This is a genomic window from Pseudomonas sp. CFBP 13602 (genome assembly GCF_014842725.1).
In the GTDB taxonomy this organism is placed as follows: domain Bacteria; phylum Pseudomonadota; class Gammaproteobacteria; order Pseudomonadales; family Pseudomonadaceae; genus Aquipseudomonas; species Aquipseudomonas baltica.
Genome location: NZ_JACYVT010000007.1, coordinates 330,404 through 350,065, shown reverse-complemented (window position 1 = coordinate 350,065; position 19,662 = coordinate 330,404). Strand labels below are relative to the sequence as shown.

Below are 19,662 nucleotides of genomic sequence, written 5' to 3'. Positions count from 1 at the left end.
TGATGACCATGAGTGTGGAAACTCAAAAGGAAACCCTGGGCTTCCAGACCGAGGTGAAGCAACTGCTGCACCTCATGATCCATTCGCTGTATTCCAACAAGGAAATCTTCCTTCGCGAATTGATCTCGAACGCCTCCGACGCTGTCGACAAGCTGCGTTTCGAAGCGCTGGCCAAGCCTGAGCTGCTCGAAGGTGGCGGCGAGCTGAAAATTCGCATCAGCTTCGACAAGGACGCCAAGACCGTCACCCTGGAAGACAACGGTATCGGCATGAACCGTGACGATGTAGTGACCCACCTGGGCACCATCGCCAAGTCCGGCACTGCGGACTTCATGAAGAACCTCACCGGCGACCAGAAGAAGGACTCGCACCTGATCGGTCAGTTCGGCGTGGGCTTCTATTCGGCCTTCATCGTCGCCGACCAGGTTGACGTGTACAGCCGCCGCGCCGGCAGCCCTGCCAGCGAAGGCGTGCATTGGTCCTCCAAGGGCGAGGGCGACTTCGAGGTTGCCAACGTCGAGAAGGCCGAACGCGGCACGCGCATCGTTCTGCACCTGAAAAGCGCCGAAGACGAATTCGCCGACGGTTACCGTCTGCGCAACATCATCAAGAAGTACTCCGACCACATCGCCCTGCCGATCGAGCTGCCCCAGGAAAGCTCGCCCGTCGAAGGCGATGAAGCGCCTGCGCAGGAGTGGGAAACCGTCAACCGCGCCAGCGCCCTGTGGACCCGTCCGCGTACCGACATCAAGGACGAGGAATACCAGGAGTTCTACAAGCACGTCGGTCACGACTACGAGAACCCGCTGAGCTGGAGCCACAACAAGGTCGAAGGCAAGCTGGAATACACCTCGCTGCTGTACGTACCTGCGCGCGCGCCGTTCGATCTATACCAGCGCGAAGCACCGCGTGGCCTCAAGCTGTACGTGCAGCGCGTGTTCGTCATGGACCAGGCCGAATCCTTCCTGCCGCTGTACCTGCGCTTCATCAAGGGTGTGGTCGACTCCAACGACCTGTCCCTGAACGTTTCGCGCGAGATCCTGCAGAAAGACCCGATCATCGACTCGATGAAGACGGCGCTGACCAAGCGTGTGCTCGACATGCTCGAGAAGTTGGCCAAGAACGAACCCGAGCAGTACAAGGGCTTCTGGAAGAACTTCGGTCAGGTCCTCAAGGAAGGTCCTGCGGAAGATTTCGCCAACAAGGAAAAGATCGCCGGCCTGCTGCGCTTCGCTTCCACCAGCGACGACAGCGGCGAGCAGAGCGTTGGCCTGGCTGACTACCTGGCACGGGTCAAGGAAGGTCAGGACAAGGTCTACTACCTGTCCGGCGAGTCCTACGCACAAGTCAAGAACAGCCCGCACCTGGAAGTCTTCCGCAAGAAAGGCATCGAGGTGCTGCTGTTGACCGATCGTATCGACGAGTGGCTGATGAGCTACCTGACCGAATTCGACGGCAAGGGCTTCGTCGACGTTGCCCGTGGCGACCTCGACCTGGGCAAGCTGGATTCCGAGGAAGACAAGAAAGCCCAGGAAGAAATCGCCAAGGACAAGGAAGGCCTGGTCGAGCGCCTCAAAGCGGCGCTGGGCGATTCGGTCAGTGAAGTGCGGGTTTCCCATCGCCTCACCGATTCGCCGGCGATCCTGGCCATCGGCGAGCAGGACCTGGGCATGCAGATGCGCCAGATCCTCGAAGCCAGTGGGCAGAAGGTGCCTGACTCCAAGCCGATCTTCGAATTCAACCCCAACCACCCGCTGATCGCCAAGCTGGATGTGGAGCAGAGCGAAGATCGTTTCGCCGACTTCTCCCATATCCTGTTCGATCAGGCGGCCCTGGCGGCCGGTGACAGCCTCAAAGATCCTGCCGGTTACGTTCGGCGCCTGAACAAGCTGCTGGTCGAGTTGTCCGTTTAAACAGTCCAGGTAAAAAGCCCGCTTCGGCGGGCTTTTTCGTTTTCAGTCATGACCTTTTGGAGATGCAAGCGTGAGCACATTGACCGTTCAATCCGTTGTCTACCAAATCGACGGGCAGGCGTACGAAAGCCGCCTGGTCTACGACACCGATATCGTGTCGCCACGTCCGGGCCTGGTGATGGCGCCGAACTGGATGGGCGTCAGCGAAGGTGCCGAACGCATTGCCCAGTCGGTGGCTGCCAAGGGCTATGTGGTGTTGCTGGTCGACTTGTATGGCCAGGGCGTGCACCCGGGCAACAACGATGAAGCAGCGGCTGCCATGATGCCGCTGAAGAACGACCGTGCCTTGCTGCGCAAGCGCATGCAGGTTGCGCTGCAGCAACTGCACGAGCAGTCGCATGCCGCTGTCGATCCGGCGCAATCGGCGGCCTTCGGTTTCTGCTTTGGCGGGTGCTGTGCGCTGGAGCTGGCACGTACCGGCGCGGCGCTCAAGGCAACCGTCTCGTTCCATGGCACACTCGACACGCCCAACCCGGCCGATGCCCATGACATCAAGGGTTCGGTCCTGGTGCTGCACGGTGACGCCGATCCCCTGGTGCCTGCCGAACAGCTGCCGGCCTTCCGTTCCGAGATGAACTCGGCGGGTGTGGATTGGCAGTTGACCAGCTACGGCGGAGCCTACCATTCGTTCACCGACACCGAGGCCAACAACCCGGGTGTGCAGATGTACGATGCGAAAGTCTCGGCTCGCGCCTTTCAGGCCATGCACAACCTGCTCGAGGAAGTATTTCAGGCCTGATTCGCAGGCCCATGGGGGCGGTACGTGGCCGCGAAGAGGGTCGAACCGCCACCCATGTGCCTGGCTGCTAAGCCTCGGCCAGGTACGTCTCGATATCGATCACTGCACTGGTCATCAGCTTGTGCACCGGGCAGTGGTCGGCCACTCGGTCCAAGTCATGACGCTGCGCTTCCGTCAGGTTGCCGAGCAAGGTGAGCTTGACCTGCAGGCGGTATTTGCCAGTGGGCTCCTCGCTCGCATCGCGTTTGACCTCCACATTCACACCCGTGAGCGGGATGTTCTTGCGCTGGGCATAGAGCTTCAGGGTCAGGGCCTTGCAGGCACCCAGTGCGGCGTCGAAATAGTCATGGGGAGAGGGCGCCGAACCTGCCCCACCCAGGGCTTCCGGCAAGTCGGTGTGAAAAGAGTGGCGGCCATCGATGTCGATGCTGTGGCGAAATCCGTCGCCAGGTTCGGTAGTCACGGTGATAGCCATGGAAATCCCTTCGTTGGTGTGCTCGAGTCACACTGTATAGAGGGTTGCGCCATCCGGGGGGTTCAACCGCAGTCAATCGACCGATTTCAGGCAAAAAAAACGGCGCCCGCAGGCGCCGTCCTTCAGTAGGGCTGCGAGCCTTACTGACCCTGCCAACGCTTGAGTACCAGCGTGGCATTGGTACCGCCGAAGCCGAAGCTGTTGCTCATCACCGTATTGATTTCGACGTTTTCCTGGGTGACGGTCTGCACTGGCAGATCGGCCACGGCAGGATCCAGTTCGTCGATGTTGGCTGACCCGGCAATGAAGTTGCCTTCCATCATCAGCATGCAGTAGATGGCTTCGTGCACGCCAGCGGCGCCCAGCGAGTGCCCGGACAGGCTCTTGGTCGAGCTGATGGCCGGATACTTGCCGGCGAAGACTTCCCGCACACCCTTCATCTCGGCCACGTCGCCCACCGGTGTGGAGGTGCCGTGAGTGTTCAGGTAGTCGATCGGGGTATCGACGGTGGACAGCGCCTGCTGCATGCAGCGGATGGCGCCTTCGCCGCTCGGCGCGACCATGTCGTAGCCATCCGAGGTGGCACCGTAACCAACGATCTCGGCATAGATGTGGGCACCGCGGGCCAGAGCGTGTTCCAGCTCCTCGACCACTACCATGCCGCCGCCGCCGGCGATGACGAAGCCATCGCGGTCGCTGTCGTAGGCACGCGACGCTTTTTCAGGCGTGTCGTTGCGCTTGCTGGAAAGGGCACCCATGGCGTCGAACAGGAACGACTGGCTCCAGTGTTCCTCTTCGCCGCCGCCGGCGAACACCACGTCCTGCTTGCCCATCTGGATCTGCTCCATGGCCGTACCGATGCAGTGCGCGCTGGTGGCACACGCCGAGGCGATAGAGTAGTTCAGGCCCTTGATCTTGAAAGGGGTGGCCAGGCAGGCCGAGACGGTGCTGCTCATGGTGCGGGTGACCCGGTACGGACCGACGCGCTTGACGCCTTTCTCGCGCAGGATGTCCAGCGCTTCCATCTGGTTCAAGGTAGAGGCGCCGCCCGAACCGGCGATCAGGCCGGTACGCGGGTTGGAAACCTGCTCGTCGGTGAGGCCGGAATCCTTGATGGCATCCTGCATTGCAAGGTACGCGTAGGCGGCGGCATGGCCGACGAAGCGGTACACCTTGCGGTCGATCAGCTCTTCCAGGTTGAGGTCGATGGAACCGGAAACCTGGCTACGCAGACCCATTTCGGCATATTCCGGGTTGAAGCGGATGCCAGGGCGGCTTGCACGCAGGTTTGCGGAGACGGTGTCTTTGTCATTGCCCAGGCACGAAACGATGCCCAGACCAGTGATAACAACGCGGCGCATGCGGATAACCCTTAGAAATTTTCGGTGGATGTAAAGACGCCGACCCGAAGGCCGTCGGCGGTGTAGATCTCGCGGCCGTCGACGCTGACCGAGCCATCGGCGATGGCCATGTTCAGCTTGCCCTTGAGCACGCGCTTGATATGAATGTTGTACGTGACCTTCTTGGCCGTCGGCAGCACCTGGCCGAAGAACTTCACTTCACCCGAACCCAGCGCACGGCCACGGCCCGGCAGGTCCTGCCAGCCGAGGAAGAAACCCACCAGCTGCCACATGGCATCCAGGCCGAGGCAGCCCGGCATCACCGGATCGCCCTCGAAGTGGCAAGCGAAGAACCACAGGTCCGGATTGATATCCAGCTCGGCGACCAATTCACCCTTGCCGTACTTGCCACCTTCGGCGCTGATATGGGTGATGCGGTCCACCATCAGCATATTCGGGGCGGGCAGTTGCGCGTTACCTGGGCCGAACAGCTCGCCACGACTGCAGCGCAGCAGATCTTCCCGAGTAAAGGCGTTTTGTTTGGTCATGCGAGCTCCTCAATAGTCCCTGGTGGCAGGGGGCAGATCTTCCCGACCGACCAGAAGAATCAACGCCTGGGTCGGCAGCCTACACATAGACTATTGCGTTGTAGTGAAAGTCACAGCGCAAGCGATACGGAAGTACACTTGTTCACTGAAATTATAATGCCAGACAGCAGGCTTTGTCCGAATGGATGTACAAGACTGCCGCACTTTAGCATTTCTTGCCAGCAACTGGCGCTGTCACGAGGACATCCGGCATCCCTTCCACGGCGCTGGTTCAGCTCGTCCAGCGCAGCAGAACCTGTTGCAGATCTGCCCGTTTGAACGGTTTTGCCAGGTAATCGTTCATTCCGGCATCCAGGCAGGTGGCGCGGTCGCCCAGCAGCGCATTGGCGGTCAGGGCGATGATCGGCAGCTCTGCGCGGCCAGCAATCTGGCGAATCTGCCGCGACGCCTCGTAGCCGTCGAGTACCGGCAGACGACAGTCCATCAGCACGGCCGAATAGAGGTGTGCACGTACCTGGCTGACCGCTGCGGCCCCGTCGCTGACGACATCGACGGCGTAGCCCAGGCTGCGCAGCATGGCTTCGATCACGGTCTGGTTGACCGCGTTGTCTTCCACCAGCAAGACACTGTGGCCGGCGCCGTCGTCGTTGCCGGACAGGTTGGGCACCGCTGCCGGGCGGGCCAGGCTCTGCTGGCTCAGCGCCAGCGGCATTTCCAGGGTGAACAGCGAGCCTTGCCTTTCCTTGCTTTGCGCACGCAGCGTGCCCCCCATGCGTTCGGCCAGCGTACGCGCGATCGGCAGCCCCAGGCCGGTGCCGCCGTAACGGCGCGAAATCGAACTGTCGGCCTGGGCGAACGCGTCGAACATGCTTTCCAGTCGATCTTCGCCGATGCCGATGCCAGTATCGCGCACGGTGCAGGTCAGCCAGATCAATTGATGATCCAGCACCTGCCAGCGCACACCGATGTCCACACCGCCTTCATCGGTGAATTTCAGCGCATTGCCGATCAGATTGACCAGGATCTGCCGGATGCGCGTCGGATCGCCCTCGACCTGCAACCCCTCGATGCCCTCGGCCAGCGTCAATTCCAGCGCCAGCTTGCGTTGCCTGGCGGTGTGCTGGAAGGCCTGCACGCAACTGGTGATCAGCTCGTGCAGGCTGAAACCGATGTGCTCCAGTTCCATCGCCGCCCGCTCGATGCGGGAAAAATCCAGAATGTCGTTGATGACCTTGAGCAGGTGTTCGGTGGACTCGGTGGCCACCTGAGCGTAATCGCGCTGTTCATGGCTCAGCACGGTGGTTTCGAGCAGCTGCAGCATGCCCAGCACGCCATTCATGGGGGTGCGCAGCTCGTGGCTCATCATCGCCAGGAAATCCGACTTGGCGCTGTTGGCGCGCTCGGCCTCCTCGCGAGTCTGGATCAGTTGCTGCATGGCTTGATGCTGTTCGTGGCTGGCCTTGGCCAGGGCGCTGGCAAGGTTGTTGATATGCCCGGCCAGATGCCCCAGCTCGCTGTCGTCGACGATGGGCAGCGGCCGGTCGAACTCGCCCTGGCCTATGGCCTTGACCACGCGGCTCATTTCACTGATGGGCTGGGCCAGGCTGCGCGCCAGCCGCCGGGCCAGCAGATAGGTGAACAACAGTGCAAACAAAGCCAGCACGCCGGCCTTGAGGACGATTTCCTGCTGGCGCTCGCTGAAGGCGTCGTCGGACATGCCGACGATCACCCGGCCCAGGTAATCGCCGCTGCTGGCACTGCCCATGTGCTGCTGCACCTGAGCCTGATGGTCTTCCAGGAAGGCCCCACGGATCTGGATCGGTGCCTGGAACACTTCGACATGGGCCGACCGGTGCTCGTTTCTGACTCGCTGTTCGACATAGGCCAGGCGCCGGTCGGTCTGGTCCTGAATCTCCAGGAAACGTACGTGAGGGGTAGCCAGGGTTGCGCCGAGCAGCCCTTCGAGTACCGCGGCATTGTCGGTGACCACGCCGTATTCCGCGGCGGGGGCGAGCTGGTTGGCGATCAACTGGCCGGTGTGATTGAGTTCCTGGCGCAGGTCCTGCAAACGCACGAAGGTGAAGAAACCGATCAGTAGCAGGGTCAACAGCAGGGCCGGCCCGACGCTGATGATCTGGGTGCGTGTATGAATGTCGCGGTTCAGGCGCAACTTCATGTCGGGGCGCAGGGCAATGGGAAAGTGGCGGACACGACAGGGCCTGAATCGAGTTGAACAGTCAGGCATGTTAACCGGTCAGAGCGACAATTCCAGTCGTATTGTTACCGGGGCGCAGGCCGGGACTGGTCGTGTCGAGGTGGCTCCGTATAATGCCCCTCATCGCCCTCAACTCGACCAAATGGATGGGATATGACTCAAGAGCAGCCGATAGCCGTGCTGGGAGGAGGTAGTTTCGGCACCGCCGTGGCCAACCTGCTGGCCGAGAACGGCCATTCGGTCCGTCAGTGGATGCGCGACCCGGAGCAGGCCGAGTCGATTCGCCTGAACCGGGAAAATCCGCGCTACCTCAAAGGCATCAAGATCCTGCCGGGGGTGATCCCGGTCACCGACCTGCCCGCGACCATCGCCGGCAGTGCGCTGATCTTCGTCGCGCTGCCCTCGAGCGCCTTGCGCAGCGTGCTGGCCCAGCATGCCGATCAGCTGAGCGGCAAGATGCTGGTCAGCCTGACCAAGGGCATCGAGGCGCAGACCTTCAAGCTGATGAGCGAGATTCTCGAAGAGGTTGCGCCAGACGCGCGTATCGGCGTGTTGTCCGGCCCCAACCTGGCCCGCGAGATCGCCGAACATGCCCTGACCGCCACGGTGGTGGCGAGCGCCGACGAAGCCCTCTGCGAGCGCGTCCAGGCCGTGCTGCATGGGCGCACGTTCCGCGTCTATGCCAGCAGCGACCGCTTCGGCGTCGAGTTGGGCGGCGCGCTGAAGAACGTCTATGCGATCATCGCCGGCATGGCCGTGGCATTGGGCATGGGCGAGAACACCAAAAGCATGCTGATTACCCGTGCCCTGGCCGAGATGACGCGTTTTGCCGTCAGCCAGGGCGCCAACCCCATGACCTTTCTCGGTCTGGCCGGTGTAGGCGACCTGATCGTGACCTGCTCGTCGCCCAAGAGCCGCAACTATCAGGTAGGGTTTGCCCTGGGCGAAGGCCTGAGCCTGGAGGACGCCGTGTCGCGCCTGGGCGAGGTGGCCGAAGGGGTCAACACGCTCAAGGTGCTCAAGGCCAAGGCTCAGGAGCTTCAGGTGTACATGCCGCTGGTGGCGGGCTTGCACGCAATCCTGTTCGAAGGGCGTACGCTGAACCAGGTGATCGAGCTGCTGATGCGGGCCGAACCCAAGACCGATGTCGATTTCATTTCCACCAGTGGCTTCAACTGAGGAACACGTCATGAACCGTCCTTTCAACGACCCGGGCCGCGAGGCCATCCTTTTGCGCGTGCTCTGGATGCTGGTGTTCGTGCTGGTCTGGCAGGTTGCCCAGTTCCTGCTCGGCGCGCTGGTGCTGGTGCAACTCATCCATCGCCTGGTCCAGGGCGCGCCGAACGCTGCCATGATGACCTTCGGCGACAGCCTGAGCCGCTACCTGGCCCAGATCGGTCGCTTCGGCAGCTTTCACACCGAGCAGAAACCCTGGCCGTTTTCCGATTGGCCACAGGCGCGTCCTGCCGACGGCGAAGCAGCCTATGACGCAGGCGCGGCGCGTCCCGTGGCCGACGAGCCCAAGCCATGAAGCTCTGGGTACTGCGCCACGGCGAAGCCGTCAGCCATGCCCGCAGCGATGCCGAGCGGGCCTTGACCTCGGTGGGCGAACGACAGGCGCTGGCCAGCGCGGCGCGCCTGCACGATCAACCTCTGGATGCCATTCTCGCCAGCCCGTATGTACGCGCGCAGCAGACCGCCGCTCTGGTCCACGGCGTGCTGCACGGCGCCCCGGCGGTGCAGACCGTGCCGTGGCTGACGCCTGAAAGCGATCCGCTGGAGGTGGCCGGGCACTTGCAGGCGCTGGGTCTGGAGAACGTGCTGCTGGTCAGCCACCAGCCGCTGGTGGGCAATCTGCTGAGCCTGCTCGTCCACGGCAACTTGCGCGAGCCGGAACCCATGCAGACCGCCAGCCTGGCCGAGCTGCACGGCGACTGGCCCCTGGCCGGGCTGATGTCCCTGTACGCCGTTCACCATCCCTAACCTGTCAGGAATCCTCCCATGAGTTTGTGGCGCACCGAACCGGATCTCGAACGCTTGAATGCGGCGCAGAAAAATACCATCGGCGAGTTGCTGGATATCCGCTTCGAAAGCTTCGATGCGCACTCCCTGACTGCCAGCATGGCCGTTGATGCCCGGACCCACCAGCCGTTCGGTCTGCTGCACGGTGGCGCCTCGGTGGTGCTGGCAGAAAGCCTGGGCTCCATGGCCAGTTTTCTGTGCATCGACACCGAGCGTTTCTACTGTGTAGGCCTTGAGGTGAACGCCAACCATCTGCGCGGGTTGCGCAGCGGCCGGGTGACGGGCGTGGCCCGTGCGGTGCACATTGGCCGCAGCACTCACGTCTGGGACATTCGCCTGCAGGGCGACGACGGCAAAGCCAGCTGCATTTCGCGCCTGACGGTGGCCGTGGTGCCGCTGGGGCAGAACCCGCCGGCCCGCTGAGTCATGACTGCGCCGGTCCGCGAAATCCGCCTGTCGCTGCCTCATATCGAGCTGGCCGCCCAGGTCTACGGACCCGAAGACGGCAGGCCGGTGCTGGCGCTGCACGGCTGGCTGGACAACGCCAACAGCTTTGCCCGCCTGGCGCCGAGGCTGACCGGGCTGCGCATCGTCGCCCTCGACCTGGCCGGGCATGGACACTCCGGGCATCGTCCGGTTGGCGCCGGTTATGCCCTGTGGGATTACGCCCACGATGTGCTGCAGGCGGCCGACCAGCTGGGGTGGCAGCGCTTTTCCCTGCTGGGGCACTCGCTGGGCGGGATCGTTGCCACCTTGCTGGCGAGTGCCTTGCCCGAGCGAATAGAGCGCCTGGCGCTGATTGACGGCGTGGTACCGCCGCTGGGCGCTGCCGAGGAGGGGCCACAGCGCCTGGGCGAAGCCCTGCATGCGCAGCAGGCGTTGGGTCATAAGCGCAAATCAGTGTATGCCGACATCGATCGGGCCGTGCTTGCGCGCATGCAGGGTCGTATCGCCGTCAGCCACGAGGCGGCCGAATTATTGGCGGCGCGAGGGCTTGAAAGGGTGGCAGGTGGATTCAGCTGGCGTAGCGACAGCCGTCTGACGCTGCCATCGCCGGTGCGCTTGAGCGAAGAACAGGCACTGGCGTACGTGCAGGCGATTCGCTGCCCGAGCCTGTTGATCCTCGCCGAGCAGGGGCTGCTGGTGAAAAATACTGCGCTGCTGGCCCGGTTGGGGCTCCCCCTGCAGGCGCTGCCCGGAGGCCATCACCTGCACCTGGATGACGACACCGGGGCCAGGCTTGTCGCAGACTGTTTCAATCGCTTTTTTGCGATACCTTGACTTGCAGCAGGCAACTGCCGAGGCTTGTCAGGTTGAAACAGGAGAAGACCTTGATGGAACTCGCTGCTACGCTCGTTTACAGCCCTCCGGGCCACCACGCCTTGCTGCCCTCATGAATGCCTCGAAGCGGCTGCTACCGGTACTCGCCGCTCTGCTGGGCAGCGCCGTCCTGAGCACCTCGGCCATGGCCGCCGAGCTGCCCGCGCCGCCGGACGCCAAGGTCGTCGACCAACGTCCTGCGGTCGACAAGGAGCGCATCTATCCGCTGGGGTCGCTGCGCAAGATCAGCGGCAAGCTGCGCATGGACGGCCAGGTCAACGCCAGAGGCCAGGTCAGCGCCACCACGTATGAACTTCCCGAAACCCAGACCGCGCGACAAGCCTTCAACGATGCCCGCGAGGCCCTGCAGCAGGGGGGCGCGCACACGCTGTACTGGTGTCAGGCGCGCGACTGCGGTGAAAGCAGCCTGTGGGTCAACGATGTCTTCGACGGCGCGCGGCTGTCGGGGGCCGACGATCAGCAGGCGTTCGTGCTGCTGCGCCAGGCCGCTCCAGACGACAACACCCTCACAGCCATCTATGCCATTACCCGTGGCAACCGTCGCGCCTATCTGCACGTCGAAAACTTCGTTGCCGATGCGCCACTGGGCGAGTTGTTGCCCACCCCGGCCACGGTGCTGCACGAATTGCGCAGCACCGGCGATCTCGATTACCCAGCCATGGGCGAAACGCCCGATGACACCTGGGTGGCCTTGCTGGCCCGCAGCCTGCAACTCGATAGCTCGATTCGGGTGAGCGTATCCGGTGTATCGAACGCTGCGGCCGCTGCATGGCGCGATGCGCTGGTCGCCAAGGGTGTGCGCGCGGCTCGCTTGGAAACCGGTACCGAAAGCGTCAAGGGGCTGCATCTGGAAATCATTCGTTGAGCCTGCGTCGCCTTTGGAGCATTGATGCCGAGTAACGATCGCCTGCTGGTACAGATTGTCTTGCTGGCACTGCTTGGCGCCTGCCTATGGGTACTGGCGCCGTTTTGTTCAGCCCTGCTGTGGGGTGCGATCCTGGCCTACGCCAGTTGGCCGCTGATGCGGCTGCTGACCCGCTGGCTCAATGGCCGCGAGTCGCTGGCAGCCGGTATTCTCACCGGCTGCTGGATGCTGCTGGTGGTCTTGCCGCTGGTCTGGTTGGGCTTCAACCTGGCCGATCACGTGCGCGATGCGACGGCGTTCATTCGCGACGTGCAGGTCGACGGGCTGCCCGATGCGCCTGGCTGGCTGGCCGGCATTCCTCTGGTCGGTACGAGCCTGGTCGGTATCTGGGACACCCTCGACGAGCAGGGCGCGGCGTTCCTGGCCAGCGTAAGGCCGTACCTGGGGCAAGTCGGCAATTTCCTGCTGGCGCGCAGCGCGCAGATCGGCGGCGGGATCCTCGAACTCACGCTGAGCCTGGTCTTCGTGTTCTTCTTCTATCGCGACGGGCCGCGCATGGCAGCCTTCGTGCTCCGGCTGCTGGAACGTCTGATCGGAGAGCGTGCCGGGTACTACATCGATCTGGTGGCGGGTACGGTGCAGCGGGTGGTCAACGGGGTCATCGGTACCGCCGCCGCCCAGGCGATCCTGGCCTTGATCGGCTTCCTGATCGCCGGCGTGCCCGGGGCATTGGTCCTCGGCATCGTCACCTTCCTGCTCAGCCTGATTCCCATGGGGCCGCCGCTGGCGTGGATTCCGGCCACCGCCTGGCTGGTGTGGCAGGGCGACTATGGCTACGCGATATTCCTCGGTATCTGGGGCACCTTCGTCATCAGTGGCGTGGACAACGTGCTCAAGCCCTACCTGATCAGCCGCGGCGGCAACTTGCCGTTGGTGATCGTGCTGCTGGGAGTGTTCGGCGGGCTGCTGGCTTTCGGCTTCGTCGGCCTGTTCATCGGTCCGACCCTGCTGGCAGTGGCCTACAGCCTGCTGCACGACTGGACCCATACCGAACACAAGCCACTCTAGATACCCACCCTGTGGGGATCATTTTGGATACAGCGGCGGTAACCCGGCGTTTTCCGCGGAGGGCTCGAGGGGCGGGTCGGTGCGCAGGAGGCTGCCGATCGCCCGCCACAGCTCTTCGCCTTGCCAGTATTGGCCGCTTTCGCTGTAGAGCGCGCCATTGAGCCCATCCAGAGCGTCGGACAAAGGCACGAAGCGCGCCGTCATGTCGGCCAGCGTCTCCGGCTGCTGCCGGGCCCAGGCATCCAAAGCCTGGCGGGTGGCCTGGGGGTCGTTGGCCTGGCAGGCGCGCTTGAGGTCATCGAGCAGAGTGCGCGGGCTTGGTCCGCTTTGGGCTGCGCGCAGGACCGCCGGCTGCCCACGGGCGCGCCACCACAGGGCGAAGCCGATCATCGTGGTGAACGCCAGCATGACGCTGACCAGCTTCCACGGCCAGGCCACGTCCGGCTCGGCATCACGGTTACCGACCGGCGCATCGACCATCAGCCCGGCGTTGCCGGCAACCTCCAGACTGCGCGCCGGCAGACCGGTACGCTCCAGATGGTCCTCATGGGTGTTCCACCAGACCATCTCGACGCTCGGCAACTGCAGGGTGCCACTGCGCGCCGGCACCAGCGCCTCGCGTTCCTGGCGGCTGCCGATCAAACCTCGTTCACCGATCTGGTTGTTCAACTGGGGCTGATCCGGGTAGCGTCGCAAGCCTTCCACTTCGGTACCGGGCAACGCCGGCAGTTGCGCACTGGACAGCCCCTCGGCCTTTACCTCCAGTGTGCGAGTCAGAGAATCACCAACCTGGCTGCTCGGCGGGTCGGGGTTCCAGCTTTCACTCAGGCTCAGGCTGCGTGCCGGCAACCACGGCGTGTCGGCGGGGTAGGCCGCTGGGACGCCCTTGACCGTCAGGGCCATCTGCGCGGACGTCACCTTCATCAGCTTGCCGGGCCGCGGCGTGCTGTTGGCGCTGTCGCCAGCTGCGGGTGGCTCGACGGTGGTGGCGGTGAATGCCAGGGCGGGAATAATCAATTCGCCACTGCGTTGCGGATAGATTGCATAACGCATCTCGATGACCCCGTGGCGGACGCCGTCGATGATCTTCTCGAAGGTGCGTGATCCGCCCAGCGACTCGATGCGCGCCTCGGCCAGTTGCAGAGGCGTGAGGCTGCTGTCGTCGTACAGGGGCACCGAGTGATAGATGCGCAAGGTCAATACTGCCTGGGCCTGCACATAGACACTGTCTTCATCCAAGCTGGCGTCGATGAACACCGGGGCCATGTTCGCGCGCAACGGCGGGTCGCTGTGCAGCACCTGCAGGACGATCGGCTGGCTGCGCAGTTCGCCCAGTTGCAGCGCAGCGATGGTAACGCTGCCGGTCTGTCGCGGGAGCAGGGTGATAATCCAGCGGGTGGTGGCCTGGCGGTCGCCGTCCAGGCTGGTCAGGCGATTGACCTGGCGCGTGTCGCGCACATCGAACGAGCCTTCGAGTGGCGTCAGGTCGGGCTTGCCGAACTGCGTGACGTCGTTGGTTTCCAGGGTCAGCTCGACCGTTTCCCCCGAATTGAGACGCGAGCGATCGACGCTGGCCACCAACGTGGCGGCATGCGCGCATTGGCCAAGCACGGCCAGGGTTGCACTGATGCAGAGGGCGCTGAAGCGACTCATCGAATCTTGTCCTGATGTTGTTGCTGTTCGTACCAGAATTTGCGCCGCAACAGCTCGGCCGGGTCGTCCGGGATCTGTCGCAGCCACTGCTCCAGGGCTTGACGCTGTTCGGCATCCAGGGTGGCCTGGGTTGGTCGTGACGGTGGCCGGGTCGTGGATTCGTCGCTCGGTGGCTGCGCCGGTGCCGAGGATTGTGCCTGATTCTGTTCTCCCCCCGCCTGACCCGAGGGGTTTTCCCGGCTGCTCTGCGCGTCGTTGTTGCCTGGGGAAGCGTCGGCCGCCGCGGACGCGTTCGGATCCTCGGCGTCCGGCGCCGTGGCACCTGGTGCGCGGGGCTGGGCGGGCCGTTCTGCGGAAGCGGCGGGAGCTTCGGCCGGGGCCTGGCGCAGAAGCTGTTCCACCAGCGTGCGGTTGTCCAGTGCCGGCTGCAGGTCCGGCTGGCGCTCCAGCGCCTGCTCATAGGCATCGAGGGCAGCTTCCAGTTCGCCGCTGCGCGCCAGGGCGTTTCCGCGGTTGTAGTGGTCGCGGGCGCTGTCGCCCTGGGCGAACCGCTCGGCGGCCGCTTCGTAGTCGCCCGCTTCGTACAGCGCCATGCCTTGCCACTGCGCATCGGCGAAGCGCCGCGCGGCCTGGGCCGGACGCTGCTGTTCGAGCAGGGCCTGGCCTTGCTGATCGCGGCGCAGCCAAAGGTCCTGAACATCGAAGGCATAACCTGGCTGCGGCACGATCAGCAGGCATAACGGCAAACAGAACAGCCAGCCGCGGCGGCCAGCCAGCGCCGCCAGCAACAGCAGAGGCAGCAACAGCCAATGACCTTGATCGGCCCAGCTGTCCAACTGCTGCGTCGTGCCGTTGCCGCGCAACAGCGTGGGGCGATCGAGCAAGCCGAGGTTGCGCAGGTCCAGATCATCCAGACGCGCTTGTCGGTACAGGCCGCCGACATCGGCAGCGAAGCTGCGCAGGCCGACACTGTCCAGGCGCGGCAAGCGAATCGCGCCTTGCTCGTCCTTGAGAAACTCACCGTCTTCCTGCTTCACTGGCGCCCCGTCACGGGTGCCGATACCCAGGATCAACAACTGTGGCGAGTGATTGTCCAGCCGCTGGGAAATCCCGCGACGTTCCGCTTCGGACAGCTGCGATGCCAGCAGCAGGATGCGGCCCTGACCCTGTTCGGCCTGGTCGAGCAGTTCCAGTGCGCGCTGCACGCCGAGGTCGGCGCGCTGGCCTTCGACTGGCATGATCGAGGGCTTGATCGCCTCCAGCAGGTTGCGACTGGTTCCCAGGTCGTCGGACAGCGGCACCAGCACGTGCGCGCTGCCGGCGTAGACGATAATGGCCGTCTGCGCATCGCGGCGTGCGTCGAGCAGGTCCAGCAGCTTGCGCCGCGCCTGCTCCAGGCGATTGGGCACGACATCGGTGGCCAGCATCTCCGGGCTCAGGGCGAGCACCACCACCAACGGGTCGACGACGGTCCTGCCCGGCTGTTCGATACGCTGCCAGCTGGGTCCGAGCAGGGCCACCGCGGTCAACAGCCAGGCCAGGCCCAGCACTATCCAGGGCGCCTTGCTCTGCCGACCGCTGCCACCGTCCAGCAGGACTCCGTGAAAGTGGCGGGGCAGCAGCAATTGCCAGCGCCCCGCGCGTTTCTGCCGGTGCCACAATTGCCACAGCAGCCAGACCAAAGCTGGCCAGGCCAGCAGCCACCAGGGACGGAACCAATGCGGCCATGCGTCGATCATTTGCGCCTCCGCAATTGCAGCCGCTGCAGGCGCTCGCGCCACTGCGGAGCTGTCGGCAGAAAGCGACGCTTGCGCAGGAACAGCTGCAGCGGGTTGTTCGGCCAGTTCTGGCGCACGACCAGCAACACGCTGAGCAGCAACGCAGCGCTCAGCGGCCAGCTATACAGCGCTTGCCCCGGTCGCGCCTGGGTGGGCTTCTGGTCGACCGGTTCGAGGGTGTCGAGGCTGGCGCCGATGGCTTGCAGCTGGTCGCCGTCGCGAGCACGGAAGTACTGGCCGCCGGTGATCTGCGCGATCTCGCGCAACGAGGGCTCGTCCAGGTCCAGGCTGGGATTGAGGCCGAGCATGCTCAGCGCGCCATCGGCACTGGGGTCGGCACCGATGCCGATGGTATGGATGCGCACATGCTCCTGGGCCGCCAGGCGCGCGGCAGTGATGGGATGGATCTGACCACCGTTGTTGGCGCCATCGGTGACCAGAATGAGCACCCGGCTTTGCGCCGGGCGCAGGCGCAGACGTTTGAGCGCCAGGCCGATGGCGTCGCCGATGGCTGTATTCTTCCCGGCAATGCCGATGCGTGCTTCGTCGAGCCAGGTACGCACGGTGCGTCGATCGAAGGTCAGCGGTGCCTGCACGTAGGCCTTGCTGCCGAACAGGATCAGTCCGACCCGGTCGCCCTGGCGATGTTCGAGAAAGTCACCGAGCAGGCGCTGCACCAGCTCCAGCCGACTGATGTCTTCGTTCTGCCAACGCATGTCGGGGTAGTCCATGGATCCGGACACATCCACGGCCACCAGCAGGTCGCGCCCGCTGGCAGCGATGGGCAGGGGGTCGCCCAGCCATTGCGGGCGCGCCGCCGCGATCAGCAGCAGCAGCCACAGCAGCACGTACGGCGCCTGTTGCTGCCAGGTCGGCAGGCTGATGCGTGCCCGGCGCCCGGCCAGCCCCTCGAGTTCATCGAGGAAGCTGACCTTGAGCGCCGCCTCGCCGCTGTCGGCGGCCGGCAGCACCACGCGCAGCAGCCACGGCAGCGGCAGCAGGGCGAAGACCCACAGCCAGGCGAACTCAAACATGCTTGCGTATCCAGGTTTCGACCGACTGCTGCAGGCCGGCGATGGCCTTGTCGTCCAGCTTGCACTCAGGCTTGTAGACCCCCTCGACCAGTACCATCCAGCGCGTCAGACCGGCAGCCGGGCAGCGGTTGTCGAGGAAGGCCAGCCACTGGCGGCCATTGAGCACATGGCTGTTGGCGTTCGGGTAGTGGTTGCGGCACAGGCGCTTGAGCAGGCCGTTGATCTGCTGCAGCCACGCTCCGGCAGGGGCGCCATCGTAGGGTCTGGGCAAGCGCGCCAGCTCTTCCAGCGCGCCTTGGCGCACCGGATCCAGGGGTTGCTCCACGGTGGCCGGCATCACGGCCTTGCGCCGCCAGCGGTGACGCCAGTGCCAGGCAGCCCAGCCCAAGGTCGGCAGCAGCACGACCAGCAGCCACCAGCCAGGCGCCGGTGGCCACAGGCCGATAGGCGGCGGCGCGATCAATGGCTGCAACTGCTCAAGGGTACTCATTTGAGTTTGCCCGGCCGCTGCGGGTTGAGGTACTCGCGCAGCTGCTCGATCATCTCGCTCTGCGTGCTCAGGGGCATCAACAGTACACGCAGTTTTTGCCCCAGACGTTCCCATCGGGCGATGCGCGCCTCGCTCAACGCGCGGTAGGCCAGGCGCATCTCCGGGTTCAGTGTATCGATTTCCATCTGCCTGCCGCGCTGGGCGAAACGCAACAGCCCGGCAGCCGGCAGCGCATGATCGAGCGGGTCGGAAACCGGCAGCAACAGCAGGTCGCAGTGGCGCGACAGCAGGCTGAGCTGCTGCTCGGCGCCATCGGTCAGCGCGCGCTCATCACAGATGACGATGGCCAGGCTGCCGGGGCGCAACACTTCGCGCGCCCGACGCAGGGCCATGCCCAGCGCGTCCTTTTCCGGCAGCGCTTCGGTGTGCAGCGACTGGTTCACCCGCACCAGGCGGTTGAGCAACTGCAGCAGGCTCTGCTTGCTGCGCCGGGGCTTGATCTCGTAGTGCTCGCCGTCGCCGAATACCAGCCCGCCGACTCGATCGTTGTGCCCCAGCGCGGCCCAGCCGATCAACGCCGCGGCCTGCGCGGCGAGCACCGACTTGAACATCTGGCCCGAACCGAAGAACAACCGCCGGCTCTGTTCGACGAGAATGAAGATGGGCCGCTCGCGCTCCTCGTGGAACAGCTTGGTGTGCGGCTCCTGGGTGCGCGCCGTGACCCGCCAGTCGATGCTGCGCACATCGTCACCCGCCTGATACACGCGCACCTGGTCGAAGTCCACGCCGCGGCCGCGCAGTTTGGAGTGGTGCAGGCCGATCAACGGGCTGCGCTGGGCCGGGGTGGAGAACAGCTGCACTTCGCGCACCCGATGGCGCATTTCGATCAGCTCGGCCAGGCTGATGCGAATGCCAGGCTCTGGCCGCGGCTCCTGGGTCATGGGGCTAGGCGACGGCCACGACGTCGAGGATGCGCTGAATCACGCGGTCCTGATCGACCCCGGCGGCTTCCGCCTCGAACGACAGGATGATGCGATGACGCAGCACATCGAACAGCACCGCCTGGATGTCTTCCGGGCTGACGAAATCGCGCCCCGCCAGCCAGGCATGGGCGCGTGCGCAGCGATCCAGGGAAATGGAGCCCCGCGGGCTGGCGCCATAGGCCAGCCATTCGCCGAGCTCGGCGTCGAACTTGCTCGGGGTGCGCGTCGCCATGACCAGCTGCACCAGGTATTCCTCCACCGCATCGGCCATGTACAGCCCGAGGATCTCCTTGCGTGCGGCAAAGATGGCCTGCTGGCTGACACGCCGCTCGGGCTTGGTTTCGCCATTGAGCGCCTCACCGCGAGCCTGCTGCAGGATGCGCCGTTCCACGGCTGCATCCGGGAAGCCGATCTTGACGTGCATCAGGAACCGATCGAGCTGTGCCTCGGGCAGCGGGTAGGTGCCTTCCTGCTCGATCGGGTTCTGCGTCGCCATCACCAGAAACAACGGCGACAGGTCGTAGGTACTGCGACCGACACTGACCTGACGTTCGGCCATGGCCTCGAGCAGGGCCGACTGCACCTTGGCCGGCGCACGGTTGATCTCGTCGGCCAGCACCAGGTTGTGGAAGATCGGCCCCTGCTGGAACACGAAGCTGCCGGTCTCGGGTCGATAGATCTCGGTGCCGGTGATGTCGGCCGGCAGCAGGTCCGGGGTGAACTGGATACGGTGGAACTGAGCCTCGACGCCTTCGGCCAGTTCCTTGATGGCTTTGGTCTTGGCCAGCCCCGGCGCGCCCTCGACCAGCATGTGACCGTCCGCCAGCAGCACGATCAGCAGACGCTCGACCAGTTTCTCCTGGCCAAGGATCTGCGTTGAAAGAAAGGTTCGCAGCGCCATCAGCGCTTCACGATGTTCCATCGTCGACGGTTCCTGAAAAAGGGACCGAGTACGCAGGTGAGGGCGTCTTGGCCGGGGGTCACTACTTTAATGCATTGGCGGGTGGCAGAGAAATCGGTGTGTTCGATCGGGCACCTCTGGATCCCGTAGGAGCGGCCAGTGGCCGCGAAGAAGCTTGCACGGCCAGAGAGATCGGTTGGGTCGGCCGGCCATTTCGCGGCCACTGGCCGCTCCTAC

The 19,662-nt window shown here is 64.4% G+C and carries 19 protein-coding genes; 9 read left to right on the top strand and 10 right to left on the bottom strand.

Annotated elements, in window-relative coordinates; translation table 11 throughout:
* Window positions 1-8 precede the first annotated feature (8 nt).
* Window positions 9-1,913, top strand: a complete 1,905-nt coding sequence (gene htpG / locus IFU31_RS16720; RefSeq protein WP_185793831.1) for a molecular chaperone HtpG — start codon at window positions 9-11, stop codon at window positions 1,911-1,913.
* 70 nt (window positions 1,914-1,983) lie between these two features.
* Complete coding sequence (locus IFU31_RS16715) at window positions 1,984-2,712, top strand: dienelactone hydrolase family protein (RefSeq protein WP_192103809.1); 729 nt, start codon at window positions 1,984-1,986, stop codon at window positions 2,710-2,712.
* Between the two features lie 67 nt (window positions 2,713-2,779).
* Here IFU31_RS16715 and IFU31_RS16710 read toward each other — a convergent pair whose 3' ends face one another.
* The 4 genes from IFU31_RS16710 to IFU31_RS16695 form a co-directional block, all read right to left on the bottom strand.
* Window positions 2,780-3,187: an OsmC family protein gene (locus IFU31_RS16710; RefSeq protein ID WP_122479132.1), complete on the bottom strand. Its 408-nt coding sequence runs from the start codon at window positions 3,185-3,187 to the stop codon at window positions 2,780-2,782.
* Between the two features lie 140 nt (window positions 3,188-3,327).
* The gene (fabB, locus tag IFU31_RS16705; RefSeq protein ID WP_122479131.1) at window positions 3,328-4,548 is read right to left on the bottom strand and encodes a beta-ketoacyl-ACP synthase I; all 1,221 of its coding nucleotides are present in this window, start codon (window positions 4,546-4,548) and stop codon (window positions 3,328-3,330) included.
* An 11-nt stretch (window positions 4,549-4,559) separates the two neighbouring features.
* Window positions 4,560-5,075 (bottom strand): 3-hydroxyacyl-[acyl-carrier-protein] dehydratase FabA, encoded by a 516-nt coding sequence (gene fabA / locus IFU31_RS16700; RefSeq protein ID WP_122479130.1) that lies wholly within the window; start codon window positions 5,073-5,075, stop codon window positions 4,560-4,562.
* Between the two features lie 271 nt (window positions 5,076-5,346).
* Window positions 5,347-7,251, bottom strand: coding sequence for an ATP-binding protein (locus tag IFU31_RS16695; RefSeq protein ID WP_192103807.1), 1,905 nt, complete (start codon window positions 7,249-7,251; stop codon window positions 5,347-5,349).
* 192 nt (window positions 7,252-7,443) lie between these two features.
* On the opposite strand from IFU31_RS16695, the gene IFU31_RS16690 reads away from it, so the two are divergent.
* The 7 genes from IFU31_RS16690 (at window position 7,444) to IFU31_RS16660 (ending at window position 12,586) form a co-directional block, all read left to right on the top strand.
* Window positions 7,444-8,469 carry an NAD(P)H-dependent glycerol-3-phosphate dehydrogenase gene (locus IFU31_RS16690; protein WP_122479127.1) on the top strand — a complete coding sequence of 342 codons (1,026 nt, stop codon included), beginning with the start codon at window positions 7,444-7,446 and terminating at the stop codon, window positions 8,467-8,469.
* Between the two features lie 10 nt (window positions 8,470-8,479).
* The gene (locus IFU31_RS16685) at window positions 8,480-8,821 is read left to right on the top strand and encodes a DUF4389 domain-containing protein (protein WP_192103805.1); all 342 of its coding nucleotides are present in this window, start codon (window positions 8,480-8,482) and stop codon (window positions 8,819-8,821) included.
* Window positions 8,818-9,273 (top strand): phosphohistidine phosphatase SixA, encoded by a 456-nt coding sequence (gene sixA / locus IFU31_RS16680; RefSeq protein ID WP_192103804.1) that lies wholly within the window; start codon window positions 8,818-8,820, stop codon window positions 9,271-9,273. Before IFU31_RS16685 ends, sixA begins: the two co-directional genes overlap by 4 nt.
* A gap of 18 nt (window positions 9,274-9,291) precedes the next feature.
* Window positions 9,292-9,735: a hotdog fold thioesterase gene (locus tag IFU31_RS16675; protein WP_122479121.1), complete on the top strand. Its 444-nt coding sequence runs from the start codon at window positions 9,292-9,294 to the stop codon at window positions 9,733-9,735.
* 3 nt (window positions 9,736-9,738) lie between these two features.
* Window positions 9,739-10,593: an alpha/beta fold hydrolase gene (locus tag IFU31_RS16670; protein WP_192103803.1), complete on the top strand. Its 855-nt coding sequence runs from the start codon at window positions 9,739-9,741 to the stop codon at window positions 10,591-10,593.
* 112 nt (window positions 10,594-10,705) lie between these two features.
* On the top strand, window positions 10,706-11,518 hold the full coding sequence (locus tag IFU31_RS16665) for a DUF4892 domain-containing protein (RefSeq protein WP_192103802.1): 813 nt from the start codon (window positions 10,706-10,708) through the stop codon (window positions 11,516-11,518).
* 24 nt (window positions 11,519-11,542) lie between these two features.
* Complete coding sequence (locus tag IFU31_RS16660) at window positions 11,543-12,586, top strand: AI-2E family transporter (protein WP_192103801.1); 1,044 nt, start codon at window positions 11,543-11,545, stop codon at window positions 12,584-12,586.
* 18 nt (window positions 12,587-12,604) lie between these two features.
* Here IFU31_RS16660 and IFU31_RS16655 read toward each other — a convergent pair whose 3' ends face one another.
* From IFU31_RS16655 to IFU31_RS16630, 6 genes are read right to left on the bottom strand one after another with little or no spacing between them, the layout of a single operon-like run.
* Window positions 12,605-14,239 (bottom strand): BatD family protein, encoded by a 1,635-nt coding sequence (locus IFU31_RS16655; RefSeq protein WP_192103799.1) that lies wholly within the window; start codon window positions 14,237-14,239, stop codon window positions 12,605-12,607.
* Window positions 14,236-15,978 (bottom strand): VWA domain-containing protein, encoded by a 1,743-nt coding sequence (locus IFU31_RS16650; RefSeq protein WP_192103797.1) that lies wholly within the window; start codon window positions 15,976-15,978, stop codon window positions 14,236-14,238. The genes IFU31_RS16655 and IFU31_RS16650 overlap by 4 nt, the downstream gene beginning before the upstream one ends.
* A complete protein-coding gene (locus tag IFU31_RS16645; RefSeq protein WP_192103796.1) occupies window positions 15,975-17,051 on the bottom strand; it encodes a vWA domain-containing protein in 1,077 nt (358 codons plus the stop codon). Before IFU31_RS16645 ends, IFU31_RS16650 begins: the two co-directional genes overlap by 4 nt.
* Window positions 17,044-17,541: a DUF4381 domain-containing protein gene (locus IFU31_RS16640; protein WP_122479108.1), complete on the bottom strand. Its 498-nt coding sequence runs from the start codon at window positions 17,539-17,541 to the stop codon at window positions 17,044-17,046. The genes IFU31_RS16645 and IFU31_RS16640 overlap by 8 nt, the downstream gene beginning before the upstream one ends.
* A complete protein-coding gene (locus IFU31_RS16635) occupies window positions 17,538-18,482 on the bottom strand; it encodes a DUF58 domain-containing protein (RefSeq protein ID WP_122479107.1) in 945 nt (314 codons plus the stop codon). Before IFU31_RS16635 ends, IFU31_RS16640 begins: the two co-directional genes overlap by 4 nt.
* 4 nt (window positions 18,483-18,486) lie before the next feature.
* On the bottom strand, window positions 18,487-19,446 hold the full coding sequence (locus IFU31_RS16630; protein WP_122479105.1) for an AAA family ATPase: 960 nt from the start codon (window positions 19,444-19,446) through the stop codon (window positions 18,487-18,489).
* Window positions 19,447-19,662: the final 216 nt, after the last annotated feature.